Consider the following 25,695-nt stretch of genomic DNA (forward strand, 5'->3'; position numbering starts at 1 on the left):
AAATCTTTTTGAAGATGACATAAAAAAGAAGTTATGTAAATTAGTAAAAATAAGAAACAAAATAAGTCATATGAAAACTTTGGATCCTATAGAAGAGAATGTCTTAATAGTTGTTCCGAAAAAGTTTTTTCAATAAAAGAAAACTTATAATTTTGAAAATAAATTCAAAATTAAATTTAAAATATTAATATAAAAAATACATTTGACTATAAGCAAAGGCCTCCGATTTTTATTTTCGGAGGCCTTTGTCTACAATCTAAAACCACTTTAAGGTGATTTTGGCTTTGGAGAGAAGAAGTTCTAGAAAGGGAAGTGCTGACTAATCGCTAGATTCGATAAAGATTTTAGTTACCCTTCGAGGTTCTTCATTTGATAGTTTAGGGACAAGTCTTTTAGAAAGAATACGTATTTAGAAACCAATCATAAACAAAAGTGTTTTTTTACAAGCGTTTGGCAGCTCCCAAAGGCACGTATATAAAACTTATAAATTTTCGCGCAGCCATGTAATAAAATTTATATAGTTGGAAATGAAGTTTTTAAATCTAGATTTAAAGTGTATAAAAATTATAGATTGAAGAACAATTTTTATTGATTATTAGTAAAAGTGTTGTACAAGAAAGTCTAGAGGACAATACTTTTTGTATATTTATGAATTTGCTCTTATGTTAAAATCAATTATCCATTTCAGTTTAGATTTATCACCATTTAAATAGGCGGAGATTATTTGTGCTAATTTTGGAGCTTGATTAATAGGGATTACATAATCAAAAACATTAGTCATAACATCTAGAGTAGCATTAGTCCATTCTCCATCAACAACAATAACGGCAAGCATATCTTTGTTTTTGCCTTTCCAATTTATAGCTGAAAACATTTTATCTTTAGCATATAAAGAAGCATGTCTACTAGATGACTTTCTAACTTCAATAAATACTTTAGGTGAAGTTGAATTCGGTAAGACAAAGTCTGCTCTGAAATTATAGACTACTCCCTCTATGTTATTGTATTCTTCTTCCCTTTGAAAATTCACTCCCTCTTCTTCTAAAGCATTTGCAACTATTGTTTCTAACATAATTCTACCAACTAAATCTCTAACAATACCTTCTAAAGTACTTCCTAATTTACCTAAGATAGTAGTTCTTTCAATACTTGATGAATCTACTACTTCATTTAAATAATCAGCTAAACGCATAGAAGCGGGTTTAGATATATTAGTATCACTAACAGTTCCTACTTGATTTTTTAATTTTGATTTACTTAGAATACCACCGATATGTTGATATAGGGGTAAGTAATAAGGATTCTCGTAAATAAATTCAGCATCAAATTCTGTAAAGTTGTTAGTATGGATTTCTACCTCGTTGTAGTAATTATTTAATGTGTCTTCTAATTTTCTATAAACACCGACAGTTATACTATTTTCTATATCAAACTTCAAGGCAATTTTTTGCTCATATTCTCGTAAAACTTCTTCAGGAGTTGCTGTAAGAGGGTTTTTTAAACTTCTAATGCCTCCTATCATTATTGAAATTTTATCGACATTATCAAGGTTTTTAAGTTCCACATAGTGAAAGTTAGATGTATCTTTTACTAATTCTAAATAAATTTTAGTTATTTCTTTTATCTTTTTTTTTCCGATGTTATATATGGTTTTTTCTAATTTACTGTTCATATAGTTCCTCATTTCTTAACTTTTGCTTGAATTAAATATTCCCCTAACCCTTCTTTAGCCCCTTCACGTTTTTCTAGTATCCACCTTGCTCCCCTATCACGAAGCTTTATCACTTCAATATTGTCATATCCAATTTCCGCCAATATACTTGCAAGAATATCATGAGCTTTAATGTGAATACCGTATAAAGCAGCATCTGAAATAATTATATTTATCTTTGAGTTATTTTTTAAAACTCTGTGAGACTCATTAAATATTTTACTCATTTGAGAAAAGTAAGGATAAATCAAGTTATGATATGGTTTTTTACTAGGTTTAGTTTTAGCTTTCTCTTTTAGTATTCTTTCTAGTAAATCAAGTTGTTTATGAACTGAGATAGGCGTTGTTGATCTATAGACAGGGATCTTCTCTTTATGCCCTTTAAGAGCAGTTGTAGTATTAGTAACTAATTTAGTTCTTACTTTGTCGGTAATTTCCCCCCAACTAGATGCGTACAGCCAAAAATATAAATACATTCTAGTCATTTCACCAAAATCAAAATTATTAATATAGGGCGGAGAAGTTACTAATAGATCACAACTGTTATCTCTTAGAAAAGACATGTCTTCAGAAGAATTTTTTATAATTTTCGCTTTGTTTTTCGGGGTTTTTTCTTTAATAAAGTTTAGGTCATCATATATTAAGTTATAGATGCTGTTAAGTGAATCATAATATTCTAGTGCATTCTTTTTAGAAGTAGGAGCTTTATATATACCATCCGTTTTTGAATGAGAGCATAAATCCAACATTTTAGATAGAACAAGGTGAGCTATCTTGTGCTTATTACCTGTATATGAATCTACTAATTTTCTTGCTAGTGCTAGTTTATTTAAAGAATATTCTGGTATAAGTTTTAGAAGATAAATTTTTGCAGAATTACTATAATCGTTGTCTAACACATATTTACTATCGTCAATTTCTTTCATTTCATTATATATTTCATTAATCACTTCTAATTTAATTTCAATTGAAATTTTTGCATCACTTATCTTTGCTAGAAAGAGGTGGGCTTCAAAACCAACGGAATTGATACCATGAAAGTTAGATTCAACTAGTGAAGTGCCACATCCCCCAAAGGGGTCCAAAAGGGTAGAATTTTTACTTAGATTAGAATCTGTTATACACATTTCGACAAACTCGGGGGAAAAGCCTGCCACAAAATTAAACCACCGATGCACTGGTGAATTCTTAGTAGTCTGGTTAGTCGGTAATATATCATTAGGAGTAGCATTTTTAAATAAGTCTAATTGTTGACTAAGTGCCATTATCATCACTCTTTCTTTGTTCAAAAATCAAATTATTGAGACACATATGAGGTACTAAATATTTCTTGTGGACTATTACATTAAAAAAGAAACCTCTTTCTATTAGCCCTTTCTATTAGATTGAAGATAGTTAATTACCTTCATAGAAAAAAGGACTTTTCTATGAATGATTTTACTACAGATATTGCTAATGCTCTAGCAAATATAAAGACGTAACGAGACCTCTTAATCTTACCTGGATTAATTATTAACCAACTATTTAAAATTGAGTAGATTTCCTTTTTGAACTGGGAAAAATAAATTGATACTAATATAGATTCCGTAAACTGCCGCAACGGCAGACTTGAATATCTTTAAAAAGCAGATTTGGAGGTAACTATCACTTGTAATTCCTCAATATCGAAATGGCTACTTTCACTAAAGAATGGTAGTTCACTACAAACGTATTAATTAAGCTTTAAAAATGTTTGTAATCATACATATAAAAAAACGTGAGAACTTTGAAAAACGGCGAAGTCTAAAACAAAGGTGAGGTATCTTCACAACATCTCACTGACGATTTCCAATAGGAAGCAAGTCAGGGATAAGTCTTGCAACATCGATTTCTCGCGAAATACTATGCTTGTATTTATCTGAATGCAATACTTCTATTGTTTTTCGAAAGAATTATCGTGGTCAAAACAGCCTTCTATATCGTTTACGACATTCAAAAGTCTCAAAAGAAGTACTACTGAAAAACCTTGCTGACTAGTCGGAATTAGCGAAAATATTCACGTCGTATATACTCAGTATCAAACTTCTTGAATACTCGTTAATTTCGGCTGTAAATTTCATGTATAAGATATTCTAATGTATGTGTTGCTTTCAAAGCTGTGTATCGGTTGAACAATTGGATGAAATCGTACAAAGCTTAAAGATGTTTATCGTTACGTGATTTTCATGTTTGTTATTGATTTCCAAATACTCGATGAATAAGCTACTTTATGGTTCTTCAACGCAAATCGGGCTTGACAAACTATGTCTATGAAAAAAGCGGCTCTTCCTTTATCTTGGTATTGGACTTGAACACCGAGAAAGGAAGAAGCCACTTGGTTACCCATTTTATCAAAGAATTGCTTCGCCTTCCAGCCTACTACTGGACCCAAACAACCAAGCAGCACGGCACTTGGATTTTCCACCTTTCTCCGAGAAATTTGTAGGTGGTCTATATGGTGTGCGGGAGTTCTTCGTAACGGAAGAAGGAAACCGGCCTAAAATTTTATGATTTTCTTTCAACACTTGTGAAATCTATGCTCAATAAGCTTGATTAAATTATGTAACAAACACTTGAAATAGTTTATATTTATAAAAGGCGAAAAACAAACAACGGAATCGCCGATAGTTTTGTATAACCGGAAACCTCTGTAGAATTTGAATTTTGATAAATTATACATTTATTTTAATTAAACTAATACAAACTTACTCAAATGCAGTAAAGTAGACCTTAACAATTCCCATTTAGAGGAAGGCGGTCTTTTTTATGTCTTTATATTCAACTAGTTCGGTATTAATTGTTTCAATATATTTAGAAGCAGAGGCAATTCTGGCGTACTTAAAAGAAAATTCTCGAATTGGAAGTTCAATTGAGGTAAAAACAACCTTAGATATCGCTTATGAGATTCTGCTGGAAACAAAACATGATCCTTTTTCTTTACTTAACTCAGCAAATACTGGTGCTTTGATTGAGTCTCTTATAATGGATACAAATTCTAATAATAGATTTCAGTATTTTAAAAATATTAACATTTCTAATGGGTTCGTCAAAGCAATGCACCAAGTAGTTAGTGAATTACGGCTAGACGGGTGGAACAGTGCAAATTTTCCAAGTGAGGATTTTGTTTCGGATGAAAAGGCTGAGGATCTTCGTATACTTCTTGAGGATTATGAAAAAAAGTTAGCAAAAAACCACTGGTTTGAAGAAGCGAGAGTGTATTCAGAAGCCATCGAAGCTATAGAAAAGAATGGATTAGATAATAACCATACATACTACATCTCGCCGACTAAAACATGTAGTTTTCTAGAAACCTGTTTTATAAAACACCTAAAAGTGGAGGGCGTAAAAGAATTACCTTTATATGAAGCCGCTGCTGTAGACCGCCCAAAATTATTAAACGAACATGCAGAATGGAACAATAATAACGAATGGAAAGACTTTTGGGGAGATAGTTCTCCTGCTATGAATATGCAGTTGTACCGAAGCGTGACGAAGGAAGTAGAAATAAAAGAAGCCTTTCAGCAAATCCATCAAAATACTACTACTGCTGAACAAACGTTATGGCTCTTTCCTGAGAACGAAGCTTATGAAAACCACTTGGCCCAATTCTTAGATGCCAAAAATGTCCCCTATACAAGCGCCAATGGATTTTCTGCAATAAAAAGTACGTCTGGACAGTTGATCCAGGGAATCAGCCATTGGCTCAACAGTCAATATAGCGCCAGTGAGGTATGTTCAATGTTGCGTGAGGGAATCATCGACATTAAACACCCAAACAAAATTGCTGCTTTATTAGAAAAAGCTGACATCCGTTGGGGAAAGCAACAGTATGAGAAAAAATTAAATGATTTTATAAATAGTTTAGAAGACGAGAGAGAAATCAAACAAGCCAGAAAGGCAAAGCGTTTTATTCGATCTTTTTTTAAGTATATACCTGAAGAAGGTATAGAAATAGGACAACAAGAGTTTATCCAAAGCATTATTCAATTAATCAATAAAAACAGTAAAGCATATAGCGCATTCGATGAAGTTTCTAAACAGAAGATCATCGAATATTTGCAGCAAACGAGTGAATTTAACAAAGAAGTAGCCACTTCAAAGAAATTGTTAAACGAACTCGTGGAGTCGTTGGTTTCTCTAAAAGTATTAGCTTCAGGACCTAAGGCCGGCTACCTGCATTTAGCCCCTTTTTCCAAAGGGCTGTTCGTGCAAAGAAACAACGTGCATTTCTTTGGGATGGATCAATCATCTGTGCCGGGCCAGGTAAAAGAAGATCCACTGCTGTTAGACAAAGAACGGGAAGCCTTGGGTGATAGCCTGCCTACTTCAAAAGAAAAAATGACTGAAAAAACCTTTTGGATTACGCAGCTTCTTCTACAGCAGCAGGGAAAAAATGTAGGTATGAGTTATACGACCTTTGATACGATAGCAAATCGCTCTGTCTTTCCATCTAGCTTTTTTCTCCAAGCTTTCCGAAACGTATATCAATTAAAAAACGCTTCACTAAAAGAGATGGAAAACAATCTGCCAGTTTTGGAACAAACATCGGAAAATACCACTGTAGAAGAAAACCTATGGAGAAAGGCACTCAAAGATCAGCAACATGTTCAAATTGGTGAAGATGCCCATGAATTATATCCGTCAGAAACAGCTAAACAAGAACAACGTCAGGCCCGAGAGCGAGAAATACTAACAGAGCATGACGGGAACGTACCACTTCAAGAAGATGCGTATGATCCAAGGGCAAATAATGAGCTTGCCATGAGTGCTGGAAAACTAGAACTGCTCGGCAAGTGCTCTTACGCATATTTCTTAAACAGTGTGTTAAAGGTGAATAAAAAAGAAGTACGGGATTTTGATCCATCCGTTTGGCTGGACGAAGCGGAACGAGGGACACTTCTGCACGAATTGTACGAGACCTTTGTAAATAAATCGTTTAAGAAGCAGTCTAACTTATCCTGGGAAGAGTTTTCACAGTTGGCAGAAGAAAGAGTCGAAGAATGGAAAATCGAAAATCCACCGCCAAGTGAGCATGTTTTTGAACGCACTAAGCAAACCATACTACGTGCCTGTTACATCTTCTATCAAAATGAGCAGGAGAATGTAAGTACTAGAGTGGAGGCGGTGGAATACAGCTTCGGAATAAATGAAGATAATTTTGCGAAGATTCCTCTTTTGGACGGAACGGCTTTTCAATTAAGAGGAAAAATCGATCGCATCGAAAAAGCGTCCGAACAGAGATTGCGCGTAATAGACTACAAGTCAGGGAAACCAAGGCGATATTCTATATCAGAACCGTATAAAGGTGGCCGCATGCTGCAGCATTATTTGTATGCAAAGGCCTTGGAGAACTTAATAGACTCAGAAGAAATAGTGGTAGAGAGCGGCTACTATTTCCCAACTGATCGAGGGTACGGAGAAACAGCAATACATGAAGTGACCAGCACCTATGAAGAACAAGGCGAAAATGTGCTCAACCAGATGCTTAATATTGTAAAGCACGGAGACTTCGTGATGACAGATGATCCTAAGGACTGTAACTTTTGTGATTATGCGACTATCTGCAAACGCGATCATTATGATGCAAATATCTTAAAGAAAAAAAGTCAGGATGATAATGCCGCAGGAGTTCGGGCGTACAGGGAGGCGAGAGAGGTTGAGTAATACAATAGCCGATCAAAAAGCACGGGAGCGAATCACCGAAGACCTGGACATGAACATGTTGGTAGAAGCGGGAGCAGGATCGGGAAAAACAACAAGCATGGTTGGTCGAATGGCGGCTCTGATTATGAATGGAAAAGCAGAAGTAGCACAAATAACTGCCATCACGTTCACGAAAAAAGCAGCTGATGAATTGCGGTTTCGCTTTCGACAAACGTTAGAGGAAAAAGTGAAAGAGGCAGGAGCGGATCCAGAACAAATAGACAGATGTCAGCAAGCGCTGTTTAAAATTGATGAGTGTTTTATTGGCACGGTGCATGCCTTTTGTGCTCGTTTATTGCGAGAACGTCCCATTGAAGCCGGGGTAGATATCGCTTTTCGAGAAATTGAAGAGGATGAAGATGAAGAGCTTTTATATGAAGCATGGGTCTCCCACATTGAAGAGCAGCAAGCAGTGTCTTCAGAGCAGTATAAGATTCTTCAGGATATTGGTGTTTCAATGAGTGACCTTTTTCAAAATCTAAAACTATTGAGTCGTTATCCTGAAGTGCAGTGGGTTCAAGAGCAAACGACAAAACCTGATATAGACGCTGAACTTTGGCAGCAGATGGTTAATTTGTGTACAGAAGCGCAAAGTAAAATAACTCTTGATGCAAGAAAGCCAGATGACCTGGAAAAAATAATTGTAGAGTTTTTGCGAGAATGCAAATTCGTAGAGAGCGATTCAGATAAAATATCTGCATTAGAATATTTTATGAAATCGACCAAAGTCACACAAAAAAACTGGATCTCAAACGAAGAAGCTAAAGCGTTCAAATCAAAATTTGATGCCATCATTGATCAAGAAATTGATCCGCTGCTTACACAAAGGTACGAGTATAACCATTCACATATTCTAGCTTTTTTGGAAGAGGGATTAAAAGAGTATGAGCAGATTAAATATGAAAAAGGCTGCTTGAACTATCAAGACCTCTTGTTAAAAGCTAAAAAGCTGCTCCAGTCACATACTCATGTGCGTGAGGACTTGCAGGAAAAGTATCGTTATCTGCTTGTAGATGAATTCCAGGATACGGATCCAATTCAGGCGGAAATCATGTTTTTGCTGACTGCGGAGGATCCAACGTGTAAAGAGTGGCAAAGATGTGCGCCGAAGGAAGGTTCGCTATTTATCGTTGGGGACCCGAAGCAATCTATTTATCGTTTTCGTCGTGCAGATATTGATATGTATTTAGCTGTTAAACAGCATCTTGAAAATACTGGTGGAAAAATATTGGCCCTAACGACAAATTTCCGAACGATTCCAGCCGTAACTAATCCATTTAACAGCTGGCTAAAATCCCAACTACCAGTGGAAGCTCATAAATATCAGGCCGAATACCAGCCGTTAATTCCAGATAAAAGTGATGCTGAAAATCAGTGGGAAGGCTTTTTTAAAAATGAGGTAGCTACTGATCAAAAAAACGAAGTAGTTGAAAATAGAGACGCTGAACAAATAGCCGCCCATATACAAAAAATGCTTAGTGAAGGACACGAGCCAGAAGATATGTTGGTGCTGCAACGAAACAATAAATCATTGACTAAATACGCACGTATTCTGGAACAGTATGATATACCCGTGAACGTGAGTGGGGAAATAGCGTATCAAGAAATCCCCGAATTTGACGATCTTGCTTCTATTTTTGAAGCCGTAGCGGATGGCAGTAACGAATTAGCTGTAGTGGCTGCGCTCAAAAGCGTATTTTTTGCAGCTTCGGATGCCGAGTTTTATGAGTGGAAGCATGCTGGAGGAGGTTTTCGAACGTATAGCGGGTCTCCGTTTGGTGAAGATACTACGATAAATACTGCTTTAGAGAAGCTACGTCATTATCAGCGGAATACTCGAAGTTATTCTGCTGCAGAAGTAATGGTAGCAATTATTAATGACATAGATTTGGTCAGACATCTTGCCTTAAATGGAAGGGGAAAAGAATCGCTGCAGGGATATGATCTACTGATAGAAACACTAATGCAGAAGTCATTTTCCACACTGGCGGATGGAGCCTCCTGGTACCGTGTATGGATAGAAAAAAAACAAAAAACCTTAGAGCAAAACATGCATGAAAATGCCGTTCGCGTAATGAATGTGCATAAAGCTAAAGGACTGGAAGCTCCTATAGTGTTTCTAGCTAATCCTAAAGGAAAATCGGATGCTAAAAACAGAATCGATGTTCATATCGAGAGAGAAAACGAGTTAACTAAGGGTTATATTCTTTTTCAAAAAACTAATGGTTTTCAGAAGCGTCCTATTGCCCAGCCACCCCAATGGGAAAATGCAAAAGCAGGAGAAGGCGAGTTTCAAGAGGCAGAAGCGATACGTCTTTTGTATGTAGCAGCTACAAGAGCAGAAAATATGGTAGTCATTTCATCCTCAGGCAAGAATACTAATAATTATTGGCAGCCATTGTTAGAGGAGATGGAAATCGCAGCGCTTGAAAATCAAGAGGTTGTTGCTAAGGAGATAGATGAACCGCTCCTTGTAGATAAAAACCTTGTTGAGATCAGCAGAAATTATGAAAGTGAACTAAATGAAGCAATTAAGCATTCGGTAATAGAAGAGTGGTCTCCTACAGGTGATAAAGATCAGCCAATACCAACAATCGCAAGAGAAGAAGGCGGAGGCACAGAGTGGGGTACGTTTATTCACAGCGTCTTAGAGAAGGTAGTGCAGGGAAAAGCTATAGATCGATTTATCCGGAATCTCGCTTTTCAGTACGAGTTCGATGAGGAGCAAATTCAAAAGGCATTTTCGATCATAGATAGTTTTAAAGCCTCCGATGTCTACCAGGAAGTAAAAAATGCTCAAGCTGTCTACACAGAATGGCCATTCTATTTTGATTTAAGCCCTGAAGAGGAAGGCTATACTGCTTTGTTTGGAGAAGAGAAAAAAGCAAAAAGAGTGAAAGGCTTTATTGATTTAGTGTATTTAACCGAAGAAGGATGGAAAATTGTAGACTATAAAACAGATTTGTATGTATACCAAGAAGACAAAGAGAAGCTTGAGCGTTTTTATCAAAAGCAAATTGAACAGTATAAAGTTATTTGGGAGCTATTAAGCGGAGAGAAGGTTCATTCAATGAACATTTATTTTGCTAGATAATCCTGCTTACCATTTACTTCATAAATCGAATGCTCAATACAATGACCGAACATTTTTCTAAAAATGAAACTAAAGCAGGGGAGCGGTCGCAATGTGGGTAACTGAAGATGTCAAACTCGATGATTCCATATTAGAAGCTCAATACAACGGTAACCTTGTTATATTTGCCGGTGCAGGAGTATCAATGGGAGGGAGTTCCAATCTTCCTAATTTTTTTAATTTAGCAGAACAGGTTGGAACTCACTTAGTCGAAGATCTACCTTCAAGAAGTACACCAATAGATTATTACTTAGGGAAAATTGAAAGAAAAGGAAGTAACATTCATGACGTTGTTAAACGTTTAATTGACAAAGATGATTCTCAACCAAATCAAATACACAAAAATATAGTAAATTTATTTAAACATTCAGGAGTTAGAATTGTTACAACGAATTTTGATGATCATTTTAGAAAATCGTTAAGGCATGAAGGATTAGAAGAAGAAGTTTATAAAGCACCAGCGCTACCTTTAGGTAAAAATTTTAATGGGATTGTACATCTACACGGTAATATTAACCAAAATTCTAAAGAATTGATATTTACTGATAGTGACTTTGGTAGGGCTTACCTCACTGAAGGATGGGCAAGGCAGTTTTTAATAGATTTGTTTATAAATAACACTGTATTATTTATAGGTTACAGCCACGACGATCCAATCTTAAAATATTTAGGGATGGGGCTGCCTCCAAACACAAATAGATATGCGCTTATCTCAAAAAATGATGATAATGATGATAAAGAAAAGTGGGATCATTTAGGTATTAAGGTTTGTGAATATCCAAACCTCGATGGAGACCATCGTAAATTGCACGAACTTATAGAAAAATGGGCTAAGCAAACATCTTGGGATATTAATACGGAAGAATCAGTAATTCAAGAAATTACAGAGAATAAGCCCCCTGTTGAAAAAAGTAAACTTTCTATTATAAAAAACTCATTAAAAACAGTACATGGAACTCGCTTCTTTGTACAAAATGCTAGGCATTATGAATGGGTTGAATGGTTAGAAAGTGAAAATCTCTTGGAATTTGTGTTTTCAAGAACACAGCCTGATAATGAGAGAAATAATTTACTTATAAAATGGTTAGTAAGTAATTTTATCGAAAGTAATAATGAGGATATTTTCCATCTCATATTTAAGAACTATAACAGTTTATCTCCGCGGTTATGGATAGAAATATGTAGTTATATAGCCCATTCTGAGGAAAAAATGCCTTCGGAATTACTAATAAAATGGGTAGAGGTTCTTAGGCATACTATTCCTTATAACATTCGTTATAAAGAAGAATGTGCAGAACTATTAAGCAAGTGTGTTTTGCCTAATGATCAAGATGCTTTAATGTTGCTCCTTGATACTATATTAACTCCTCACAGTAAATTAAACAAAAAACTATTAGTGAGAGATGAAAGACAAGTAGAATTTGAAATATCTTTAGACCTAGGTGTTTCCAATTATATACTTCAACAAAATTGGATTAATTTAATAAAACCAAACTTAGAGGTTTTAGCTCATAAGCTTTTTCCATTGCTTCAATCAAAGTGGTATAAGATAGCAATGATGCAAAAATCAAATAATATAGAAGGCACTTTTGACAGCATTAATTTTAATAGAAGTGCGATTGAACCACATGAGCAAGATGATCTCAAAGATGATTTTGATCTAATGATTGATATCACACGTGATGTTTTTGAGTATTTAGCACAAAGTGGAAACACTCTTGTTAGCTGCTTTTGTCAGACAATCTCTAACTGTGAATCATTACTACTAAAAAGAATGGGAATTCATGCGATGAACCATCTGGCCTCTGTTTCTTCATCAAATAAAGTGAATTGGTTACTGGATAATGATTTAATTTTCATGCATGAACTTAAACATGAAATTTATATGTTATTGAAAGAACATTATTCAAATATTGGAATAGATCTGAAGAAAAAATTATTACGAGAAATTAAAAATAAGTATAAGCTTCAAGAAAAATTTATATCGGATGAGGATGAACTACTAACTCATACAGGCTTTAAGTTAATTTTTTGGTTGCATAAAATAGATAAGGAATGTAAGTTAACTAAAGAAGAATTTGATGAACTTAGTGCAAAATTCCCTAACTATCAAATAGGAGATTACCCTGACTTAAACCATTATTCATTTGGGTTCGCAGGTTCAAAATCTTCGATTAGTGAAAAAGATATATTAGAGATGGATTTAGCGGAGGACCTTGATAAATTGTTAGAATATAAAGGTGATGAATCCATCTACCATAGTAGAGATGCTTTACTATCGAATATACAAAAAGCTACATTAAGTGACTTCCAATGGAGCATAAATCTGTCCAATTTATTGCTAGAAAGAGAAATATACGATACTGACATTTGGTGTTATATATTAATGGGGTGGGAACAAAATGCTGATTTATCCGATTATGAGTGGGGTAAAATATTTAACCTTGAGTTAAATAAAATAATTGAGAAAAATGAGCATTCACATCTCTATTTATCACGAATTTTGAGGGAATTTTCTAGAAACGTAGAGGATAGAGAAACTAGTTTAATTCAAAAATCTGAAAACATTGGGTTTTCCATAATTACCAATTTAAAAAATGATGAAACAGAACCTAAATATGAAAATATTATGAATGAAGCAATTAATGACCCTGCTGGAGTCTTAACATATTACTTTATATACATGTTATCTCACCATCAATCAAATGAAAGTTCTTTTCCTACTCAATACAAAAGTCTATTTTCAGAAATTTGTAGAGTTACTACAAATAACAAGCAAATCATGAAGGTGATTTTAGCTGAGCATTTGGCGTTTCTTTATTCAATTGATGAAAAGTGGTGTGAAAGATACTTGGTGCCGTTATTTAATTTTGAGGTTAAAGCTACAGCGCGTTATGTATGGACGGGTTTTCTTTTTAATCCAGGGTTAAACGTGCCTCTTATTAGTATTCTAAAACCATACTTTGCACAAGTTATTGATGATTTAAATTTGTTAAACAAAGAATTAAGAAGTAGATTTTGCGATGTTATAGCTTTAATAACTATAGAAGGCATATTTTACGAAATTGATAGACTTTGGCTAAATCATTTCTTAAAGGAACCTAGACAAGAGGATTTAATCAATTATTTAACTTCCATTAAAAATCGCTTAGAAAAATTACCATTGGAGCAGAAACAATTAGTGCATAAATATTGGCTGAAAGATTATATACAACTTAGGATAGATTTGCAGAATGCTACAGATAAAGAAGTGATTGAATTAATTCAGATTATAATTGAATTAAATGTAGATTTAGATACCTACATTCTCAAAATCACTGAAGATTTTAAAAAAGTGCAGTTTGATTATGAAGCTTTAAATTTTAATTTCTTATTTAGAAAAATCAATAAAAGCGATCAACTTTTACAAACGCACACAAGAGCGTTAGGTGAGTTATTGTATTATATTCTAAGGCGTATACATTATAGATTTTACGATAAAAGACAAATTTTTAGTATTATATCAAAGCTAGAACGTAATGACATTGAGGAAGAGTTATTAACAAGAATCCAGAATGAAATTAAAAGAATTGGTATCAAATAAATAAACTTGTCACATAAATTAAGGTAAAAAAACAAATAGCGTATGCTTAATATATTAGAAAACAGAGATAAACATTTTATAGCAACCTATTTAACTTTCCGAAAAACCGTTTCATAAATAGCAATGTAATCAAATGTTATTTTAAGCTTCCTGCAAGTTCTTCGAACTTGCAGGAAGCTTTTTAAGTTCAAATCTATTAATTGGAAATTTAATATAAGTATCATTTTGCAAATTCCTAATCTACAAATTTGAAACGTAGAAAGCCCTTACATAGTTGCGGTGGTTGTATTATAGTAACGGTATTCACTAGTGATGAGCAAATACAATTTGCAATTTGAAACAAAGAGGCGGGAGGTGAATCATCATCGTCCTGGATCAGCGCCGGACGGCGATCTTAAATTATGTGCTGCAGGCAGACACGGTTGTGGAAATGGACCGGTTAACGAAGCAGTTCGGGATCTCACAGCGCACCATCTATTACGACCTTCAGCAGATTGATGACTGGCTCGAGGAAAACAGACTGAAACGCACCCAGCGGATCTACGGCAAGGGCATCTACCTGGACCCGGAGACGAAGCGGAAGCTGCAGGATGTTACCCACATCGATAACGACTGGGACTACCGGTTTGACCAGTGGGAGCGCATCTACCTGATTGTGCTGCATCTCCTGGTGGCGAAAGCAAACGTTCGGACGAACACGCTGCTTGAATGGATTAACGTAAGCCGCGGCTCGCTGTTCCGGGACATGAAAAAAGCCGCAGAGTGGCTGGAGCCAAAACGCATCCGCATTAAAAACGAAAAGCACACCGGCTACTACCTTGACGGCAGCCGGGAGGACAAGCAGCAGCTGTTAAACATGATTATTAAAGACATCTTCTCGGAGCGCTTCTCCGACCGGATGGAGGAAAAAGCGCAGCAGATGCTGTCGCCGGAGGCGCTTCCCCAGGAGGATCAGCTGTATGACCTGATCGAACGCGAAATCCGGCGCGTGGAAGCGATGCTTGAAGTGCAGTACAGCGATGAAATTATCCGCTCGCTTGTGCTGCAGCTACTCCTGGCCGCGCAGCAGCCCGGAAGCGCCCCGGCCGTCGATATCGACGAGGAGGAGAAGGAAATCATCCGGCAGACGAAGGCATACCAGGCCGCCCGGGAAATCCAGCGCAGCCTGCAGGAGAACGGGCTGGTCGCCCTCGCGGAAGAAGATGTCTATTACTTCGCGATGCACCTGCTCGGCTCCCGGGTTCAGCGGGAGACAGCGAAGCAGTCCAAAACGGAGGAAGAACACCAGCTTCGCATGATCATCACAAAGATTGTCAACGACTTTCAGGTGGTCGGCTGCCTCGTGTTTGACGAACGAAGGCAGCTTGAGGACAACCTGCTGGCGCACTTAAAGCCCGCCTACTACCGGATGAAGTACGACATGCCGATTGCAAACGACTACGTGGCCGAGGTGCAGAGGGACTATCCCGAGATCCTGCATCTGACCCGGCGGTCGATTACCCACCTGGAATCCTATTTGGGCAAGCCCGTCCCCGAGGAGGAAGCCGCCTACATCGCGATGCATTTCGGGGGCTGGCTGCACCGGGACGGCGTCCAGACGAATAAAAAGTACACCGCCGTCGTCATCTGCGAAAACGGGATCGCAGCGTCCGCGCTGCTGCGCTCACAGCTCGAAGCATTGCTTCCGGAGCTGATGGTCGAAGACATTTTGTCCCGGCAGGAGTACGAGGCAATGGACCGGCACGTGGACATTATCTTTACCACCATTCCCGTACCGGAAACCGATACACCGGTGATCCTGCTCCCGCCGTTTTTAACCAGCGAGGAACAGGACGCCGTGCACGCCAGATTAAAAGAGGTGTTCGCCGACAGCAGCCCCGGGATGTTTGAAGAAGAGGCACTGCTGGATGTGATCAGCCAGCACGCAACCATCCATGAGCGCGAGCAGCTGGCCGACAAGCTCCGGCATTTCTTAAGGGGCGATATTTCAAAGGTAAAGGAGACAACCAAACCCATGCTAGAAGAACTGCTCAACGAAGACACGATCATAATGGAAGAATTCGCGGCGGATTGGCAGGACTCGATCCGCAAGGCTTCCACTCCGCTTACCGATAACGAGAGCGTGAATGCCTCCTACATCGAGGCGATGATCCAAAACATTGAAGAACTAGGTCCCTATATTGTCATCGCGCCGGATATTGCGATTCCGCACGCGCGCCCCGAGTCAGGCGTCAACAGGCTCGGTATGAGCCTGTTGCACCTGCAGCAGCCGGTCCATTTTTCGGAGGAGGCAAAGCACCAGGCGTCGGTCGTGATTGTGCTCGCGGCGATTGATAACGAAACGCATTTGAAAGCGCTGTCGCAGCTAACCGAGCTGCTGTCGGAGCCGGAGGCGAAGGAGAAGCTGTTAAACGCATCATCCAAGGAAGAAATTATGCAGCTGGTTAAAACGTATTCAACCCAATAACAACGAGGAGTGAGGAAAATGAAAAAGATTTTAGTAGTATGCGGCAACGGACTGGGAAGCTCGATGATGGTGGAAATGAACGTAAACAGCATTTTAAAGGAAATGAATGAAGAAGCGGAGGTTTCCCATACGGATCTGACGACCGCCAAAACGGAAAGCGCCGATCTGTACATTGGTTCAGCCGACATTCTCGGCAACCTCGACGATGGCACGCGCAACATTGCGCTTCTGAATAACCTGCTCGACAAGAAGGAGCTCAGGGACGCACTGGAAAAAAATCTGTAAAGCACCAGGGAAGTAAGAGGGGGAGGTTGAGTGATGGTAGATTTATTGATGAATGATTTGTTGGGCACACCGGAAATTCTGGTCGGGCTGTTTGCCTTTATCGGCCTGATGATTCAGCGGAAGGCAGCGTCGGACGTCGTGTCCGGCACGCTGAAAACGATACTCGGCTTTGTGATTTTAGGAGCGGGGGCAGCGGTGATTACCGGGTCTCTCGACCAGTTCAGCGCCATGTTTAACCAGGCGTTTAACGTCGACGGGGTCATTCCGAACAACGAGGCGATCGTCGCGGTTGCCCAGGACGCGTTCGGGGCGGAAACGGCCATGATTATGCTGTTCGGCATGATCGTCAACATTATTCTGGCGAGAATTACGCCGTTTCGCTACATTTTCCTGACCGGGCACCACATTATGTTCATGGCGTGTATGATCGCGGTTATTCTGACAACCGGCGGCATGACGGGCATTCCGATGGTAGCGCTTGGCTCCATCATCCTCGGGTCGCTTATGGTACTGCTTCCAGCCATGCTGCAGCCGTACACACGTGAAATTACCCAGTCAGACGACATTGCGGTCGGTCATTTCGGCTCCTTCGGCTACTTTGTTTCCGGTTTTCTCGCGAAGCGGATCGGCGACAAAAGCAAAAGCACCGAAGACATCAAGGTGCCTAAATCGCTTGGGTTCCTGAAGGATACCACGGTATCTGTTTCGCTGACGATGGTTATTCTGTTTGTAGTAGTGGCACTGTTCACCGGGCCGGCGTTTATTGAGTCGGAGGTGAGCGAAGGCCAGAACTTCCTGATCTTCGCACTTATGCAGGGGCTTACCTTTGCGGCCGGCGTCTACATCATTCTCGCCGGGGTACGGATGCTGCTCGGTGAAATCGTACCGGCATTTAAAGGAATCGCGGATAAAATTGTACCGAACGCGAAACCAGCGCTCGATGCACCGGCCGTGTTCCCATTCGCAAACAACGCGGTTATTATCGGCTTCTTGTTCAGCTTTATTGCAGGTCTTGGCAGCATGTTTATCCTGCCGTTGCTCGGCCTGGCTGTAATCGTACCGGGACTTGTACCGCACTTCTTCACCGGAGCGGCTGCCGGCGTATTCGGCAACGCTACCGGGGGAAGAGTGGGGGCGATTGTTGGAGCCGTGGCGAACGGCGTTATGATCAGCTTTCTGCCGGCACTTCTGCTACCGCTGTTGGGCGATCTTGGCTTCCAGAACACCACATTCGGCGACGCTGACTTCGGCATCATCGGCCTAGCACTCGGCAACCTGATTACGCTTGTCCAGTCGCAGTGGTTGTTCTCGCTGATTATCCTAGCGGTACTCGCAGGCATCTTCCTGCTCAGCTGGAACCGCAACAAAGGAAAGAAAAACGAAGAAGAGAAAGCGGCTTAACTTCAGTAGAAATAGTTATATATACGAAACCCCGACGCCGGAATGCGTCGGGGTTACTTTTATTCATATAATAAAGTATTTAAAATAGCACAGCCGCTTCTCGTTCATTTACGACCGCCTACGAATCATCGGCACCCATTTCATGTGCGTCCCGATCCGCCAGACCCATTCCAGCGGGCCGTAGTAAAAATATTTCAGCCACAGAGGGCTGGTGAGCATCTGTGCTGCAAACACCAGCAGGCCGATGAATAATGCGAACACGTAGCCCGGCGGGTCCCAAATGCCCATGCCGTTAAAAAATGTCCGTCCGCTCTCCCGAAACAGGCTCACGAAAATGACCGACTGCAGCAGGTAATGGGTGAAGGTCAATTTCCCGACGGCGGTAAATGGTATAAGAAAGTTGGAGATGCTTTTGCGGCTGGTGCCGGCCAACAGCAGTCCGAGGCCTACGCCTAAGCTCACCAAAAACGCGTACACATCGTCGAGATGAGCGACAAGCGGGCTGCTGGCTCCGGCATACAGAGCGGCTTTTCCCAAAAGACCGGCAAGCAGAAAGACTGCGGCGATCCGCCATTTACGATCGCGATCATCCAGGGCTCTTGAAAAGATGCCGCTGCGGTAGGCGTACATCCCAAAAAAGAAATAGCCGAGGTGGTCGATCATCGACGACCATTCAATCAGCAGGTATTCCACACCGGTCGGATAGGTTTGATTCGGGGGCAGGGCGTCCTTCATCCACTGCTCCGGATTCATCTGTACGGACGTGTAGCCGTCCAGCAGGTCGACACCGGTGGAATAGCCGAGCCAGAACAGGAACGCAAGCCCGAGCAGCCAGTTGGTCGGGAGCCGGAGGCAGATGAGCAGCACAAGCCCCGCGCTGGCGTACATGAGCAGGATGTCGCCCGCCCATATAAAATAGCCGTGCAGCCCCCCGACGAAAAACAGAATCACGAGCCGCCGGATAAGAGTAGGGTAGGGGTTCGTACCCTTCGTATGCAGCCGCCCGTAAATAAGCACGAGGCTGATGCCAAACATCATCGCAAACAGCGGCCGGGCGCTGTCCTCGAATACAACGGCAACGGTGGTTTCAATGGCGGTACCCAGCCAGGTCGGATTGGCCGGATTCACCAGCGCGAGGCCGAAGATATTCACGATAAATATCGCAAACAAAGCCGCGCCGCGTATCTGATCGAGTATATCTATGCGCGGGCCCTGAGCACTGCCCTGGGGAGTTGTCATAAAAAAACCTACTTTCTGCAAAGGGAACTTCTTCTCGGGTGTTCATCTAAGGCGGGCAAAGAACCCTTATAGAGAATAAACGACGCATGCGGTTAAATAAAGAGCCGGAAGTCCGGCAGGCTTTATTCACTCCGGGTGACCTTGTGTTACCGTCATCCGGAGAGCCAGGCCCCTTTCTTAACCAAAAAAGCTGTTCTTCTCCTTCACGTTAATTGCTACTTCCCCGTTTGGGATCTCACATTGGAGCAGCACGGATTTTGGTGCCTGATTTTCTTTGATGCTGTCCACAGCGCAGGCTGTCCAGACTGCCCTGGATTTCGAGAGCTCCAAAAGAGCGTAGCCGTGGGAGGTACTGTCGAATAATTCAATCCAGGGATTTTCAATTTTGATGGCGTTCTGCAGCTCTTTAAAAAGAAACTTTGTGGGAACGATACTTTCACTTAACGCGTCCGGCAAAAAGGTGCGAAAGATTTCGAGCGTCGCGTTTCGAGGCAGGGGAGTCGTGTGGTCGAACAGGTTATTCAGGTTTTTCTGCACCATTTCGTTCAGATTGCTCGACGTCACAGACCCGACCATCAGCTCCACCCCGAATTTATAACCATCCCGGCTGTAATCCTCCTGGAGGTAAGAGGCTTCAAAGGAATGAAAATCGCCTGTTAGCGCAATGAAATTCTGGACGCCTTCATTCATGACTGTCTGGGCGATGGTCTGTCGTTCGTGTGCAAACCCGTCCCAGGCATCAAGGTTAATGTACCGGCCCAAAAATTTCAGCTGGGTGAGCTGCACCTGGTTTCCCCAAATGTTCCATAAGCTGTTGGAGTTTTTTAATTCACCGAGAAACCATTCTTTCTGCTCCCTGCCGAGCATGGACCGGTCGGGGCTGTGAATGTTTTCGCAGCCACCGGTAAAATAGCGTTCCAGTTCCCGTTCGCCGCATGGATGAGCATCACGGTAAGCGCGCTCGTCTGTAACGTACAGCGTGGCAAGGTCACCAATAGTCATCGACCGGTACAGCTTCAGGGCATCACTCGATGACGAACGGGACGGGACATACACCCTCGAAGGCATGTATTCCAGCCAGGCACTGTTCGCAGAATGACGCCGCTCGGGATCGGGCTCGAGGCTGTCATCCGGAGCCACAGCCGGGGCATAGGTGTCGTTTGCAAATTCATGATCGTCCCAGGTGGCCACCATGGCGTGCTTTTCGTGAAGCTTTTGCAGATCGGGGTCTGTACGGTACACGTTGTACAGGTGGCGGTAATCCTCCAGGGTAAAGGCTTTGTCTTCACCGCTTGGAAGGGTAATCTTCCTTGCCTCCATACCGGTTTGGTACGAAGCATCCCCGGCGGCTTCATACACGTAATCTCCAAGATGCAAAAAGAAATCCAGTTGCTCGTCCGCCAGGTGGGCCAGCGCATTGAAATAGCCGCTCGTGTAATCCTGGCAGGAAACGTAGCCTATGGTTGCTGCTGAACAATCACTGCCTTCAGGCGGAAGAGTGCGGCATCTGCCGACTTTGCTCATCAGGCCGCCCTTTGTGATAAAACGGTAATAGTAAGTCTCATTAGGGTGCAGCATTCCATCCAGATCAATGCGGACTACATGGTCATGGTCTTTCCATATCGGAGAAAAACCGCTTACATCCACGAAAGAAAAATCCGGACTTGTACTCACCTGAAACATAACAGTTTTTCCCTGGTCGATGATCTCCGCTGAGGAAGAATCATTTTTGTCGTGCGGCTTTTTCAGCCAATGGAAGCCTTCTCCGTCGATTTCTGTATCAGAGACCCCCGCTTCTAACGAAGGATCTACTCTGGTCCAAAGCATCATTCCTGACGAAGTGGGGTCGCCGGAAGCGACCGATTGAGGAAATCCTTTTCCCACCGGGTGACTCGCGAAATGCGACTCGGTATCTATATCGGGTAAACCATCAATCACCTTGAATGCTGAACCGGTAAGAAAGGACTCGGGGAAAGAAGCCCTGTTTTCATCGTCCATGACTGAATCATTAAAATACAATATGGCGCCCCCCCTTGATTTTTTCGTTTATACTGGCTGTTTTGAATTGATGACAAATCGCCTTCTTTTTAACAAATATACCACGGGGTTCCGTGCCTGCGAATATATGTCTCTTTTTATCCTTAACAAAAAATTATTGTTGTAAAACCTGAGGGTCGATGAAATTAAACATAGATGAAAGAGCCGGAAGTCCGGCAGGCCTTATTTACTCCGAAGCACTGCTCTGCCAGTCTGCTTCCCGCCTCGGATCCCTCGCTCCGGAAAGTTCCCCGGTCTCCTGGTCGAGGGCTAATGCCTGGATCGACCCGAAGTAGAGCGGTGTCGGCTGGTCACGTATATCCTCGTACCCAATCGCGAGCAGCTCCTCGCGCTGCTCTGTTTCGGGCTGCTCTTCCATCACCAGCTCGTCACCGTCCAGGTGAAAACGCGGAGCTTCGACGGCTTCCGCAAGACCTGCGTCATTCTCCGCCCAGTCGGCAATTATCTGCGTGAGCATAATCGGAATCCGCTCGCCGCCCGGGCTGCCGATGCCAAGCACCGGCCCGTCATCATTGGCAACGAGCATCGGAGACGACCAGGTCACCGAGCGCCGGCCCGGCTCCGGTTCATTAACGCTTCCTTCGCCAATGTCGAACCGATTCATCTGGTTGTTCAGAAAATAGCCGTCGGCATATTTCCCGGACCCCCAGAAGTTGGTGAGCGTATTGGTCATCGACACAAACGTCCCATCCTCGTCAACGACCGTAATATGGGTCGTGTTGGGGTCTCCTGTGTAGGAGGAAGCTTCCTCCTCGGAGATAAGGCTGTCGCCGGAAATTTCCGCAGCCAGCTCCGCGTTCTGCTCCGGATCCGTCAGTTCATCGACCGGCACGTCCACGAAATTCGGATCGCCGTAGTCCGTTTCAATAAACTGGGAGGCGAGTCTCCAGGACATGGCGGTATCGTGGATAAAGTCCGTACTGTCCCGGCCCGCTTCCATGCTGCCACGCTCCTCAAGCATCTGCAGCATCTGAATGACGCTGATGCCGGGGAGCGGCGGGGCGGCGCCGATAATGTCATATCCTGCATATGATCCGATGGACGGGTCGTTCTGGCTGATTTCAAAGGCTTCAAGCGAGGCGGCATTTATTCCTTTGATTTGAGAAGCAAGCGATTCCCCGGCCTCTCCTTCGTATAAGGTGCTGCTCCCGTTGTCGCGGATGTCGCGCAGCGTATCAGCGAGTTCGTCCTGTTCCACGGTAGTGCCGGCTTCGAGAGGCTCCCCGTCGGGATAGAAATGGCTCAGCTTCCTGACGGGGAGCCTGTCCTCGCCCGATTCGAGCTGATCCGCCAAGAGGCCGGAGACCTCCGAGCTGTCGGCGAGCGTCACCGCAGGATCAAGCAGCTCCTCCCATTCCGCCGTTCCGTAGTCGGCATGGAATTCGTTCATTCCGGCGGTAAAGCCGGGCACGCCTATGTCAGAGGAGGGGATGCCGCCCTCGGGCACGACTTCGCGGTAATCATACGCCTGCGGGGCTTCTCCCTGCTCCTGGATCAACACGGATCCGCCTCCGCCGATACCGGAGGCAAACGGCTCGACAACCGAGACCGCGTAAGCGGCTGCGACAGCGGCATCAGCCGCGTTTCCTCCGTTATCAAGCACCTCCATGCCGGCTTCGACCGCCTCCGGGTGTCCGGCACTCACCCCGTAATCGGTGGTGGGTTCACTGGACGGCTCGGATTCTTCTTCCGCTGCCTCCTCATTTTCATTGGTGTCGGTTTCCTCCTCCGGGGGTGCGCTTTCATTTTCGCTTTCTTCATCTGACGAACATCCGCTGATGACTAATGCGGACAGAAGAGCTGCGGCGGGGGTGAAGCGGCGTATGTAAGCGAAATAAGGCAGGGGGGCGGTTTTCCATTCTGATATTTCCTTTTTATGAACCATGCATCATTCTCCTTTCCCGGTTCTTACTTGATTCTGCTTTGTGCCGGCAGCCTCCTGCCGTGCAGGTGTCGAATAAGTAAAAATAATCCTTAAATCTGCACAGTTGCTGCCGGTGCTTACAAGGAGAGAAAGAGAGCAGGACGTTGAACTGGTGGGAGGTAGAGGTGTAAGGAAAATATGTATATGAGTAAATGGGAGGTAAAAAAGTTTCTTCTCATTGTAATATTACCCCTATACCCTAAAATGCCTGCGTCAAAAGCCCGGGAAGGCCAGATTGACAGATGCTTTTATTATTTGAGCGGTTCAAAAACTTTCTTTTGCAAAAAAGACCCTTGCAGGCTTTCTGCAGGGTCTCCTTTGGTTCCAGACACATGTTGAGCCAGGAACGGTGAAGTTAATCCTCCGTCTTTTATCTAAAAACGATAAACTTCCCCGTCATCCGGTACCCAAACATTTGCCGAGATGCCTTTTTCTTCGGCGAATCTCTTTAATTCTTCCTTCGATAACGTCCAGTGGTTCACTGCTTCCATGTGCACGGCGATAATCCTCGCACCGGGGGCGGCCTGCTGTAATTCGTACACGTCTTCTTTGCCCATGACGAGCGAACCGCCCTCGGCGAACTGGTTGTCTCCGGCATTGACCACGATGATATCCGGCTGATGGAGGTTTACCGCTTCCTGGACGCCCTCGTACCAGACGGTGTCACCGGCCACATACAGCGTCTGCTCCGATTCGTGGCTGAATACGACGCCGCATACCGGTCCGGTCATTTCAAGGATGTCGCCGCGGCCGTGCTCGCCCTTCGTTTTGCTTAAGCTGATCCCTTCAAAGACGGTGTCCCCGTGCAGCACCTCCACATGCTGAAAGCCGTCGTTCCGGATAGTCTCCGCCTCGTCGGCATTCTGGGTAAACAAAGGAATCTCCTTGGGGAGCGCTTCTTTCGCGGCCTCGTCCCAGTGATCCGGGTGCGTGTGCGTAACGATCACGGCATCAATGCCTGCGGTGATTTCCTGCAACGAAACCGGCAGCTCGGCGACCGGGTTGTTCTGGTCGCCGTCTGGCGCCTGGGGCGAAGGGTTTGGCAGCGGTGGGTACGCGCCTTTTTCCCCTAAATACGGGTCGATCAAAAACTTCTTGCCAGCGTATTCGACAATGAGCGTAGCGTTGCGGATCTGCTGGATATTCATCTGGCAAAACTCCCTTTACGTTAAAAATATTATCGAGTCCTGTTTTATTGTAACCGAAACCTGCCAAGGAAACACATATACTGATGTTTCGAATACGACTGTCTGGGAATGGGAATTACGTCTAAGGATAGTTAATGGTTATGGGAATAGGAAACAAAAAGCTGCCCGCCGGGTAGTATTGGAGGAATAAAAATGAAGATTTTAATAACAGGAGCGACGGACGGCATCGGCATGGAAACAGCGAAGATGCTGACAAAAGAGGGCCACGAGGTGCTGCTGCATGGGCGCAGCGGGGAAAAGCTTGCGAATGTGGCGAAAGAAATTGGAAACGAAAACGCCGAGCAGTATGTGGCCGATTTGTCCCAGATGGCGAATGTAAGAAGCTTCGCTGAAGCGGTGAAGGAAAAGCACCATCATCTGGACGTGCTTATCAATAACGCGGGCGTTTATACTGCTTCAAGTGAGAAGACTGGAGACGGGCTCGACATCCGGTTTGCGGTGAATACAATGGCGCCGTATATCTTAACCCACGAGCTGCTGCCGCTTATGGATGAGTCGGGCCGCATTGTGAACCTATCATCAGCGGCCCAGAAGCCGGTGGATGCGAAGGCGCTTGCGGGTGATTCGGAACTTCAGGATGGCGAAGCCTATGCGCAAAGCAAGCTCGCGCTCACGATGTGGACGGTGGAGCTTTCGCACCGGATCGCCCCGGTCATCGTGGCCGTGAATCCGGGGTCCCTGCTCGGAAGTAAAATGGTAAAGACCGCATTCGGAGTTGAAGGCAGCGATATTACCATCGGGGCGAATATTCTGTATCAGGCGGCTCTGTCGGATACGTTTGCCGACGCGTCCGGGAAGTATTTTGACAACGACAGCGGCGACTTCGGCGACCCGCATCCGGATGCTCTGGACCGTGACAAACGCACCACGCTCATCGAACAGATAGAGGGTATTACCGGAAAATAAAAAAGCATGTCCTTATTCTCGCAGAACTCCAACGGAAAGGGGGTTCTGCTTTTTTTGTA

The 25,695-nt window shown here is 42.9% G+C and carries 13 protein-coding genes; 7 read left to right on the forward strand and 6 right to left on the reverse strand.

All coding sequences use genetic code 11. From position 1 onward, the window contains the following. Positions 1 to 646: 646 nt before the first annotated feature. Both BLV22_RS01330 and BLV22_RS01335 read right to left on the reverse strand, forming a co-directional pair. A complete protein-coding gene (locus tag BLV22_RS01330) occupies positions 647 to 1,672 on the reverse strand; it encodes a hypothetical protein (protein ID WP_091610402.1) in 1,026 nt (341 codons plus the stop codon). An 8-nt stretch (positions 1,673 to 1,680) separates the two neighbouring features. Continuing rightward, on the reverse strand, positions 1,681 to 2,976 hold the full coding sequence (locus BLV22_RS01335; protein WP_091610404.1) for a hypothetical protein: 1,296 nt from the start codon (positions 2,974 to 2,976) through the stop codon (positions 1,681 to 1,683). A gap of 1,519 nt (positions 2,977 to 4,495) precedes the next feature. Here BLV22_RS01335 and BLV22_RS01345 point away from each other — a divergent pair. From BLV22_RS01345 to BLV22_RS01370, 6 genes are all read left to right on the forward strand, one after another. After that, positions 4,496 to 7,393 carry a PD-(D/E)XK nuclease family protein gene (locus BLV22_RS01345; RefSeq protein WP_091610407.1) on the forward strand — a complete coding sequence of 966 codons (2,898 nt, stop codon included), beginning with the start codon at positions 4,496 to 4,498 and terminating at the stop codon, positions 7,391 to 7,393. Continuing rightward, complete coding sequence (locus tag BLV22_RS01350) at positions 7,386 to 10,526, forward strand: UvrD-helicase domain-containing protein (RefSeq protein ID WP_176967584.1); 3,141 nt, start codon at positions 7,386 to 7,388, stop codon at positions 10,524 to 10,526. Before BLV22_RS01345 ends, BLV22_RS01350 begins: the two co-directional genes overlap by 8 nt. Positions 10,527 to 10,617: 91 nt before the next feature. Then, entirely contained in the window at positions 10,618 to 14,148 is a 3,531-nt protein-coding gene (locus BLV22_RS01355; protein WP_091610409.1) for an SIR2 family protein, read from the forward strand. A 403-nt stretch (positions 14,149 to 14,551) separates the two neighbouring features. Then, on the forward strand, positions 14,552 to 16,615 hold the full coding sequence (locus BLV22_RS01360; protein WP_091610410.1) for a BglG family transcription antiterminator: 2,064 nt from the start codon (positions 14,552 to 14,554) through the stop codon (positions 16,613 to 16,615). 18 nt (positions 16,616 to 16,633) lie between these two features. Then, positions 16,634 to 16,900 (forward strand): PTS sugar transporter subunit IIB, encoded by a 267-nt coding sequence (locus BLV22_RS01365; RefSeq protein WP_091610411.1) that lies wholly within the window; start codon positions 16,634 to 16,636, stop codon positions 16,898 to 16,900. 33 nt (positions 16,901 to 16,933) lie between these two features. Further along, on the forward strand, positions 16,934 to 18,301 hold the full coding sequence (locus BLV22_RS01370) for a PTS ascorbate transporter subunit IIC (RefSeq protein WP_091610412.1): 1,368 nt from the start codon (positions 16,934 to 16,936) through the stop codon (positions 18,299 to 18,301). A gap of 108 nt (positions 18,302 to 18,409) precedes the next feature. Here BLV22_RS01370 and BLV22_RS01375 read toward each other — a convergent pair whose 3' ends face one another. From BLV22_RS01375 to BLV22_RS01390, 4 genes are all read right to left on the reverse strand, one after another. Next, positions 18,410 to 19,540 (reverse strand): DUF418 domain-containing protein, encoded by a 1,131-nt coding sequence (locus tag BLV22_RS01375; RefSeq protein ID WP_143030937.1) that lies wholly within the window; start codon positions 19,538 to 19,540, stop codon positions 18,410 to 18,412. Between the two features lie 177 nt (positions 19,541 to 19,717). Beyond that, complete coding sequence (locus tag BLV22_RS01380) at positions 19,718 to 21,559, reverse strand: alkaline phosphatase D family protein (RefSeq protein ID WP_091610416.1); 1,842 nt, start codon at positions 21,557 to 21,559, stop codon at positions 19,718 to 19,720. A 205-nt stretch (positions 21,560 to 21,764) separates the two neighbouring features. Next, positions 21,765 to 23,483, reverse strand: a complete 1,719-nt coding sequence (locus BLV22_RS01385) for a gamma-glutamyltransferase family protein (RefSeq protein ID WP_091610417.1) — start codon at positions 23,481 to 23,483, stop codon at positions 21,765 to 21,767. 413 nt (positions 23,484 to 23,896) lie between these two features. Beyond that, positions 23,897 to 24,670 (reverse strand): MBL fold metallo-hydrolase, encoded by a 774-nt coding sequence (locus tag BLV22_RS01390; protein ID WP_091610419.1) that lies wholly within the window; start codon positions 24,668 to 24,670, stop codon positions 23,897 to 23,899. Between the two features lie 192 nt (positions 24,671 to 24,862). Here BLV22_RS01390 and BLV22_RS01395 point away from each other — a divergent pair, with 192 nt between their 5' ends. Continuing rightward, positions 24,863 to 25,636, forward strand: coding sequence for an SDR family NAD(P)-dependent oxidoreductase (locus BLV22_RS01395; protein ID WP_091610421.1), 774 nt, complete (start codon positions 24,863 to 24,865; stop codon positions 25,634 to 25,636). The last annotated feature ends 59 nt before the right edge of the window (positions 25,637 to 25,695 follow it).

It is taken from the genome of Marinococcus luteus, assembly GCF_900106595.1.
Lineage (GTDB): Bacteria > Bacillota > Bacilli > Bacillales > Marinococcaceae > Marinococcus > Marinococcus luteus.